The organism is Rhodoblastus sp., from assembly GCF_041915505.1.
In the GTDB taxonomy this organism is placed as follows: domain Bacteria; phylum Pseudomonadota; class Alphaproteobacteria; order Rhizobiales; family Beijerinckiaceae; genus Rhodoblastus.
In genome coordinates, this window is the sequence record NZ_JAYSBG010000180.1 from 1 (window position 1) to 7,019 (window position 7,019).

Annotated in this window: 7 protein-coding genes; 1 reads left to right on the forward strand and 6 read right to left on the reverse strand. The window is 64.4% G+C overall.

Annotated elements, in window-relative coordinates:
- Nucleotides 1-104: 104 nt before the first annotated feature.
- The gene (locus ACE3S9_RS12050; protein ID WP_374546704.1) at nucleotides 105-1,295 is read right to left on the reverse strand and encodes a cupin domain-containing protein; all 1,191 of its coding nucleotides are present in this window, start codon (nucleotides 1,293-1,295) and stop codon (nucleotides 105-107) included.
- A 129-nt stretch (nucleotides 1,296-1,424) separates the two neighbouring features.
- Between ACE3S9_RS12050 and ACE3S9_RS12055 the strand changes: the two genes are divergently transcribed.
- Nucleotides 1,425-2,303 carry a LysR family transcriptional regulator gene (locus ACE3S9_RS12055; RefSeq protein ID WP_374546705.1) on the forward strand — a complete coding sequence of 293 codons (879 nt, stop codon included), beginning with the start codon at nucleotides 1,425-1,427 and terminating at the stop codon, nucleotides 2,301-2,303.
- A 37-nt stretch (nucleotides 2,304-2,340) separates the two neighbouring features.
- Here ACE3S9_RS12055 and ACE3S9_RS12060 read toward each other — a convergent pair whose 3' ends face one another.
- The 5 genes from ACE3S9_RS12060 to parA form a co-directional block, all read right to left on the reverse strand.
- Nucleotides 2,341-3,633 (reverse strand): O-acetylhomoserine aminocarboxypropyltransferase/cysteine synthase family protein, encoded by a 1,293-nt coding sequence (locus ACE3S9_RS12060; RefSeq protein ID WP_374546707.1) that lies wholly within the window; start codon nucleotides 3,631-3,633, stop codon nucleotides 2,341-2,343.
- 163 nt (nucleotides 3,634-3,796) lie between these two features.
- Nucleotides 3,797-4,372, reverse strand: a complete 576-nt coding sequence (locus tag ACE3S9_RS12065) for a TetR/AcrR family transcriptional regulator (RefSeq protein WP_374546708.1) — start codon at nucleotides 4,370-4,372, stop codon at nucleotides 3,797-3,799.
- Nucleotides 4,373-4,425: 53 nt separating this feature from the next.
- Nucleotides 4,426-5,742, reverse strand: a complete 1,317-nt coding sequence (locus tag ACE3S9_RS12070) for an SCP2 sterol-binding domain-containing protein (RefSeq protein ID WP_374546709.1) — start codon at nucleotides 5,740-5,742, stop codon at nucleotides 4,426-4,428.
- Nucleotides 5,743-5,898: 156 nt separating this feature from the next.
- Nucleotides 5,899-6,231: a hypothetical protein gene (locus ACE3S9_RS12075; RefSeq protein WP_374546710.1), complete on the reverse strand. Its 333-nt coding sequence runs from the start codon at nucleotides 6,229-6,231 to the stop codon at nucleotides 5,899-5,901.
- Complete coding sequence (parA, locus tag ACE3S9_RS12080; protein ID WP_374546711.1) at nucleotides 6,228-6,872, reverse strand: ParA family partition ATPase; 645 nt, start codon at nucleotides 6,870-6,872, stop codon at nucleotides 6,228-6,230. The genes ACE3S9_RS12075 and parA overlap by 4 nt, the downstream gene beginning before the upstream one ends.
- Nucleotides 6,873-7,019: the final 147 nt, after the last annotated feature.

Here is a 7,019-nt window from a genome sequence, read left to right on the forward strand (position 1 = left end):
TATTCGGTTGAATCGCAATCGACTCTAGATTCCTTTGTTCTCGCAGCGTTTTTGCGAAAAACCGGCGTCCACTTTTTCGCACGCTGCTCTGGCTGGCGGAGAGCTCAGGCGCGTTTCATCTTGGCGATGGTCGCATCGGGAACGCCGGCGAAATTATTCGACAGCAGGTAGTTCGGGCTGGTCTGGACCCAGCGGTCGAGATCGATCTCCTCGAACTTGCCATTGTCCCAGGTCTGGACGATTTCGAGATCCTCGTCGCCGGTATTCTTGATCGCGTGGCCGAAACCCATCGGAATATAGGCGACGTCGCCGGGGCCGAATTCCGCGACCTTGCCGCGTCCGCCCGAACCGAACAATGCGACCTGCCCCTTGCCGCGCAAATAATAGTGCCATTCATTGGCGTTGACGTTCCAGTGCAGCTTGCGCATGGCGCCGGGCTTCAACACCATCAGCCCGCCGGACATGGTTTTCTGCGCGGGGAATTCGTCGACTGTCGCCAGCCGGAAACTGCCGCCGTCGAAATCGCGCGCGGCCTTGGCGTCGCGCAGCAGCCGGAACTTGTGGGTCGATTCCTTCGGCCAGGGCGCTTCCAGCGCGTCGGACGCCTTCAGGATCGGACCCGACTGGATATAGGTCTCGCCCTTGGGGAAAGCGTCGAACACATCCTTGGGCAGGCCAAAATCGAGCGACAGCATTTCCTTCGGCGTCACGTCCACCCAATCGGTGATCGAGAAGGTGCCATGCTCAGAGAACGCGCCATTGTCGAAAGACAGGATGAAATGGCAGGGCTCGTCGCCGATGGTCTGGATCGAATGGCCGTGGCCCTTGGAGAAATACCACAGGTCGCCCGGCTCGAAATTATTGATCTCGACCGCGCCCGACGGCTCGATGACGACGGTCTGGCAGCGCCCGGAAATCACGAAGGCCCATTCCGCCGCGATGGCGTGCCAATGCAATTCGCGCGAGGCGCCGGGGTTGAGATACATGTGGACGCCGGCGATTCCCTTGCTGATCGGGAATTGATGGACGGTCGCCTCCTTGGCCCAGCCGCCGGACGTGACCTTGGGCTTGTTGCCGTCGAGCGAGAATTTGAAGTCGGGCATGGCGCCGACGTCTTTCGGATCGTGATAGGCGACCGCGTCGCCCGATGGCAGCGTCTTGGCGTCGCGCCCGAAGCCGCCATCGCCCGCGGCGGCCATATATTTGTCTGTGGCTTCGGCGATGCTCGTAAAGGTCACGAGCCCCGAGGCCCCGACGGCGGCCGTGCCGAAGAAATTGCGCCTGCTGGTGATCATCTGCTTCCTCCCTCTCGTCCGCCCCGTTTTTTTGGTGACGAATTGAGGGCGATGATGAATTGAGTTTTGCAAATCGGAAGCGCCGATGATTAAATATCAGCGATCGGAATTTCCGATGAGGCTTTCGCCATGCTCGATCCGCTTCACCTGCGCACCTTCGTCGCGATCACCGAGGTCAAGAGCTTTTCGGAGGCCGGGCGTCAGCTCGGCCTGTCGCAGTCGAGCGTCAGCGAACATGTCAAACGGCTGGAGCAATTCGCCGGGCACAAGCTGTTCCTGCGCGACACCCATTCCAACAGCCTGACCGAACATGGTCAGGCCATGCTGGAATTCGCCCGCTCCATTCTCGACGCCAACGCCCGCGCCAAGCGTCATTTCTCGCAGGCCACCAAAAGGCGGCGCTTCCTGTTCGGCGCCTGCGAGGATCTGGCGATCGGCTGGCTGCGCGACATCATCCGCGATTTCACGCAGAGCCATCCCGACGTCGATCTCGACTTCACCATCGCTTTGAGCCGCAAGCTGACCGAAATGTTCGATGAAGGCCGGCTCGACATGGTGCTGTGCAAGCGCTGGCCTGACGGGGATCGGGGGCAATTGGTGTTTCGCGACCAGATCGTCTGGACCGCCGCGACGAAAGAGCCGGTGTTCCGCCATGACGAGGCGCAGCTCGTGCTTTATCCGCCGCCGAGCATCACCCGTTTCATGGCCCTGACAGCGCTGGAACGAGAGGGCGCGCCCTGGCGCATCGCCTGCACCAGCGGCGATCTCAACGGGCTCGCCACCGCCACCGGCATCGGGCTCGGCATGATGGCCCATTCCAGCACGCTGATCCCGCCGGGCCTCCAGCCCTGCGACCCCGATCCGCGCCTGCCGGAGCTGGGGCTGATCGAATTCGTGCTGCTGCAGAAAAAGACCGGCGACCGCAAGCTGCTCGCCGAAATGTCGGCGGCGATTTACGCAAGGTCGGATCGCAGCGCGGCGCTCGCGCCGCGCCGCGACAGGGCGTGAGGCGCCGCTTGCCGGCGCCGGCAAGCGGCCGAATTTGTCAGATCGCCCGCAAGGCCTGATCGAGATCGGCGAGAATATCGTCGATATGCTCCAGGCCCACCGCCAGCCGGACATAGCCGGGCGAGACGCCGGTCGCGATCTGGGCCTCTTCCGCGAGCTGGGAATGGGTGGTCGAGGCCGGATGGATCGCGAGGCTGCGGGCGTCGCCGATATTGGCGACGTGATAGAACAATTTCAGCGCGTCGATGAATTTGCGCCCGGCTTCCGCGCCCGCCGCGAGTTCGAAGCCGACCAGACCGCCATAGCCGCCCTTGAGATATTTGTCGGCCCGCGCGCGGGTCTCGCCGGTCTGCTGCGAGGGATGGATCACCTTGGTGATTTCCGGCCGTTTGGTCAGCCATGCGGCGACGGCGGAGGCGTTCTGGCTGTGGCGCTCAATGCGCAAAGGCAGGGTTTCGAGACCGAGCAAGGTGATGAAGGAATTGAACGGCGAAGGCGCCGAGCCGAGATCGCGCAACAAGGTGGTGCGCGCCTTGATGATATAGGCGACCGGGCCGATCGGCTTGACGGCCTGGGTCCAGACGGCGCCGTGATAGGACGGATCGGGCGTGTTGAGCGCGGGCTGGCGCTCGGCATGTTTCTCCCAGTCGAAATTGCCGCCGTCGATGATCGCGCCGCCGATCGCCGCGCCGTGGCCGCCGATATATTTGGTGGTCGAATACACCACCACCGCGGCGCCATGGTCGAAGGGCCGGGCCAGAATCGGCGCCGCCGTATTGTCGACGATCAGCGGTATGCCGAATTCGCGCCCGATGGCCGCGACTTCCGCGATGGGGAAGACCGCCAGTTTCGGATTGGGCAGGGTTTCGGCGTAATAGGCGCGGGTGCGGTCGTCGGTGGCGCGGCGGAAGGCTTCCGGGTCGGACGGGTCGACGAAGCGGACCTCGATGCCCTGGTCCCTCAGCGTATTGGCGAACAGATTCCAGGTGCCGCCGTAAAGGTCGGTCGAGGAGACCACATTGTCGCCGACGCGGGCGAGATTTTGCAGAGCAAAGGCCGAGGCCGCCTGGCCGGAGGACAAAGCCAGCGCCGCAACGCCGCCTTCAAGCGCGGCGAGGCGCTGTTCGAGAATGTCATTCGTCGGATTGCCGATGCGGGTATAGATATGGCCCAGCTCTTTCAGGGCGAACAGATTGGCGGCGTGTTCCGTGTCGTGGAACTGGTAGGACGTGGTCTGAAAGATCGGCGGCGCCACCGCGCCGGTGGTCGGGTCGGCGCGCCAGCCGGCATGGAGGACGATGGTTTCGGGCCTGTTGGTCTCGACAGCCATGGAATTTCCTCGAACTTTATCATTGGCCTGGCCCGGAATGGGCGGCGGGGACGAATGTGCTCCGGCAAGGCGAGATTCGCAAAGCCGCCAGAGAAAATTATTTTGTCTAGAAAAAGAGTCAACTAATAAAGCGGACAAAAGCGCGCGGACGTCGCGACGGCCGTCAATCGTCCAGCAAGGCGCGGAAGGCCGGGTCGGCGCGCACCGCGTCGAGCATCTCGCCGCGCAGGGGCGAATCGCCGGCTGCGCGCGCGATCACCACCGCGCCGACCATGGCCGCCAGCATGGCGACGGCCTGGCGCCGGGCCTCAATGGGATCGCCGCCGAGATCTTTCGCGAAACAGGCGGCGAGTTGTTCCGCGCCGGCGGCGAGCGCCCGCGCGCTGTCCGGCGAACGCGCCGCCTCGCTGCCGAGCGCGGCGATCGGGCAGCCTTTTTCGGGATGGTCGAGATGGGCCTGCGACAGGTAAAGCGCGACATAATCCCGCAAAGCCTCGCGGGCCGGGCGCCCTGGTTGCGGCGCGAGCGTGGCGGCCTTTTCGTCCAGCGCCTGTTCCAAAGCCTCGGCGACCAGCGCCTCTTTCGAGGCGAAATGACGGTAGAACCCGCCGTGGGTCATGCCGACCGCCGCCATGATTTCGGTAAGGCCGACGCCAAGGCCGCGCTCGCGCAACAAGGCGGCGGCGGTCTCGACAATGGCTCGGCGGCTTTCGGCGGCGGCTTCGCGGCTCTTTCGCATTTTTCCCTCTGTGACACGCCTATCTGACGCGCGGCGGCGCCCGCGCGCAAGGGTCAGGACGGAAAACATTTCCCAAAGGCGGCGAGCAGGCGCGGCGGCCCCTTCAGACGCAGCGCGCCGGTCGCGAACAGCCGCAAGAGCGAGACCTCCTTGTTAAGGAAGCGCAGCCAGCTCTCGCCGCGCGCGGTGACGCGCAAATCCGGCTTAAGTTCGTGGCCTGACAGCACCCGCAGTTTACGATTATCGATCACCACTGTCGCCTTGGCCGCCTGCGGGCCGGTGAAGGTGAAATGATAGACGGCTTTCAGTCCCGCCGCCTTGCCGGGCTGGAACGACAGGTTCATGCCGAACAGAAAACCCTCGATCGAGGTCGCGCGCGCGGCGGAGCGCACCCAGCGGATGCGCTTGTGCGGGAACCTCTTGGCGACGTGATCGGCGGCGTCCGTGCCTTTGACGACATAGACCGGCTCGGTCCTCGCGGTCAGCGGATCGACCACGTCGCGCAAATAGCGACCCTTGTCGGCGCGATAGGCGCCGATCACATCCTCGCCGGCCGGGCAGACCGCGAGGCAATAGGCGGCGTTGTAATTGGGACCGTAGGACAGGCTCTGCCAGCGCTGGACCGTCTCGGCATAGCTGACCTTCTTTCGGAAATCCGCCGCCGAGCGGCTGTCGGCGATGTCCTCGACGAAATTGGCGAAGCCGCCCATGAATTGCTGGTAATTATGGGTGAGGCAGGCGGAGAAATCGAAATAGCCGTCGGGCTTCAGCGCCCCGACCGGGCAGGCGGCGACGCAGAGCTTGCATTCGAAACAGGGATTGAAATCCAGCTCCTCGGCGAAGGCGTCGCATTCGGCGGCGATCAGCACGGTGTCGAGCAGGACGAAGGAGCCGAATTTCGGATGGATCAGATTGCGGTGCAGGCCCATCCGGCCGAGGCCCGCGGCCTGCGCGACCCTTTTGTGCGAGACGACCCAGCCGCGCTTGCGCGGAAAATCGTCCATTTCCATCGGAAAGGCCATCGCCGGATTGAGGGCGCGGACGCCCCGGTCCTCCAGCCGCCGCACGATGGCGCGGGCGATATCGTCGATGGCGTGGCCGGTGCGATGAAATTCCAGATTGGAAATCGAGCGGGCCGGCGAGCGCACCGGCTCGCGATTCATCCGCACGACGAGGGCGAGCAGGCTGCGCGCGGCGGGAAAGGCCGCCCCGATGCCGTCGCGCTCGGGCGCGAGCGCCGGATGGTCGAGCGAGACCAAAGCGCAATCGTCGGCGCCGCAATCGCGGGCGATTTGCAGAATGTCTGACGAGGCGAGCGGCGCGGCGGTCTCTGGCGCTGTGTCTGGAGCTTCCGGCGACAGGAGGGTCATGCTGGCGTTCCTCGGCGACATCTCGATAAAAGATGATAATCAACATCTAAAAAAGATGTCAATCATCATCTTTATTCGGGGCGTCAAGGCGCGAACGAAAAAGGCCCCCGCGTCGTGCGGAGGCCTCCCTCGGGAACACGTAAAAAAAACCTGCGCTCAGCGCGGAGGCCAGGTCGGAAAGCCGCGCATGGAACGTTGGGCCAGCCCGAAGGTCCAGAACCACAGTGCCGCCTGCGGCAGCAAGAAGAAGACCTTGGCCGCTTCGAGCGGATTGGGCTCGGCCGACAATTTGACCGTGAAGGTCACGCCGCCGCCGGGCGTCACGGGCCGCGAAAAAGCCGCCTCGCCCAGCGCCTCGGCCACGCCGCCGAGCGGCTCGCTCGCCTGGGCGATCCACGATTCAGCGCCGGCTTCGGCCTTTTTGGCGGGAATGACGGCCTTGGTCGCCGGCGCGGCGGGAACATTGATCTGAACGGTCTTCCGGCTCATGCCGCCAGCCTTTCCTTGTTGGCGATGATCAGTTCGGCGAGGCTTTGCAGCTCGCGCGCGGCTTCGCTGCGCGGCGCGGCCTCCGGCACCGACAGGCCGCGCGCGGCGCTCTCGGCATAGACCACGCGCTGCGCGAGCGCGACATCGAGCACCGGCGTATCGGGAAATTGCGCCAAAGCGGCGTGGAAATCGCGGCCGATGGCGGTATTGGCGATCTTGCGGTTGACGAGAAAGGCCGAACGCAGCCCGTCCTTGAACTGCTGCGCCTCGCGGATCAATTGCACCGTCTCGGCGGCGGCCCAGACGTCATAGGGCGAGGGCTGCACCGGGATCAGCGCCAGATCGCTGGCCATGATGGCGGCGCGGCCGAGTTCGTTGACGCGCGGCGCGCCGTCGATGACGACGACATCGTAATTTTTGGCCAGAACCGCGATTTCGCGGTGCAAAGTCGGCTTGGCCATGCCAACGACCACGAAATCGGGGTCGGCCTGCCGCGCGGCGGACCAGGCCAGCGCGCTGCCCTGCGGATCGGCGTCGATCAGCAACACGCGCCGTCCCGTCTGGCTGAAACAGGCTGCGAGATTGACGGCGATCGTCGTCTTGCCGACGCCGCCCTTCTGATTGAGCACGCCCACGATCATCGAGGCCGCCTTTCGCGCTGGAGGAGATCAACGCAGACTCGATCGGGAGGGCAAAATCCGCCCGGGAACCAACAGGCGAATCACTTGAGGCGACCGCTCGCGCAAGGATTTGCATAAATCCGTGTTTTGGCAAGCTTTGCCGTGTTT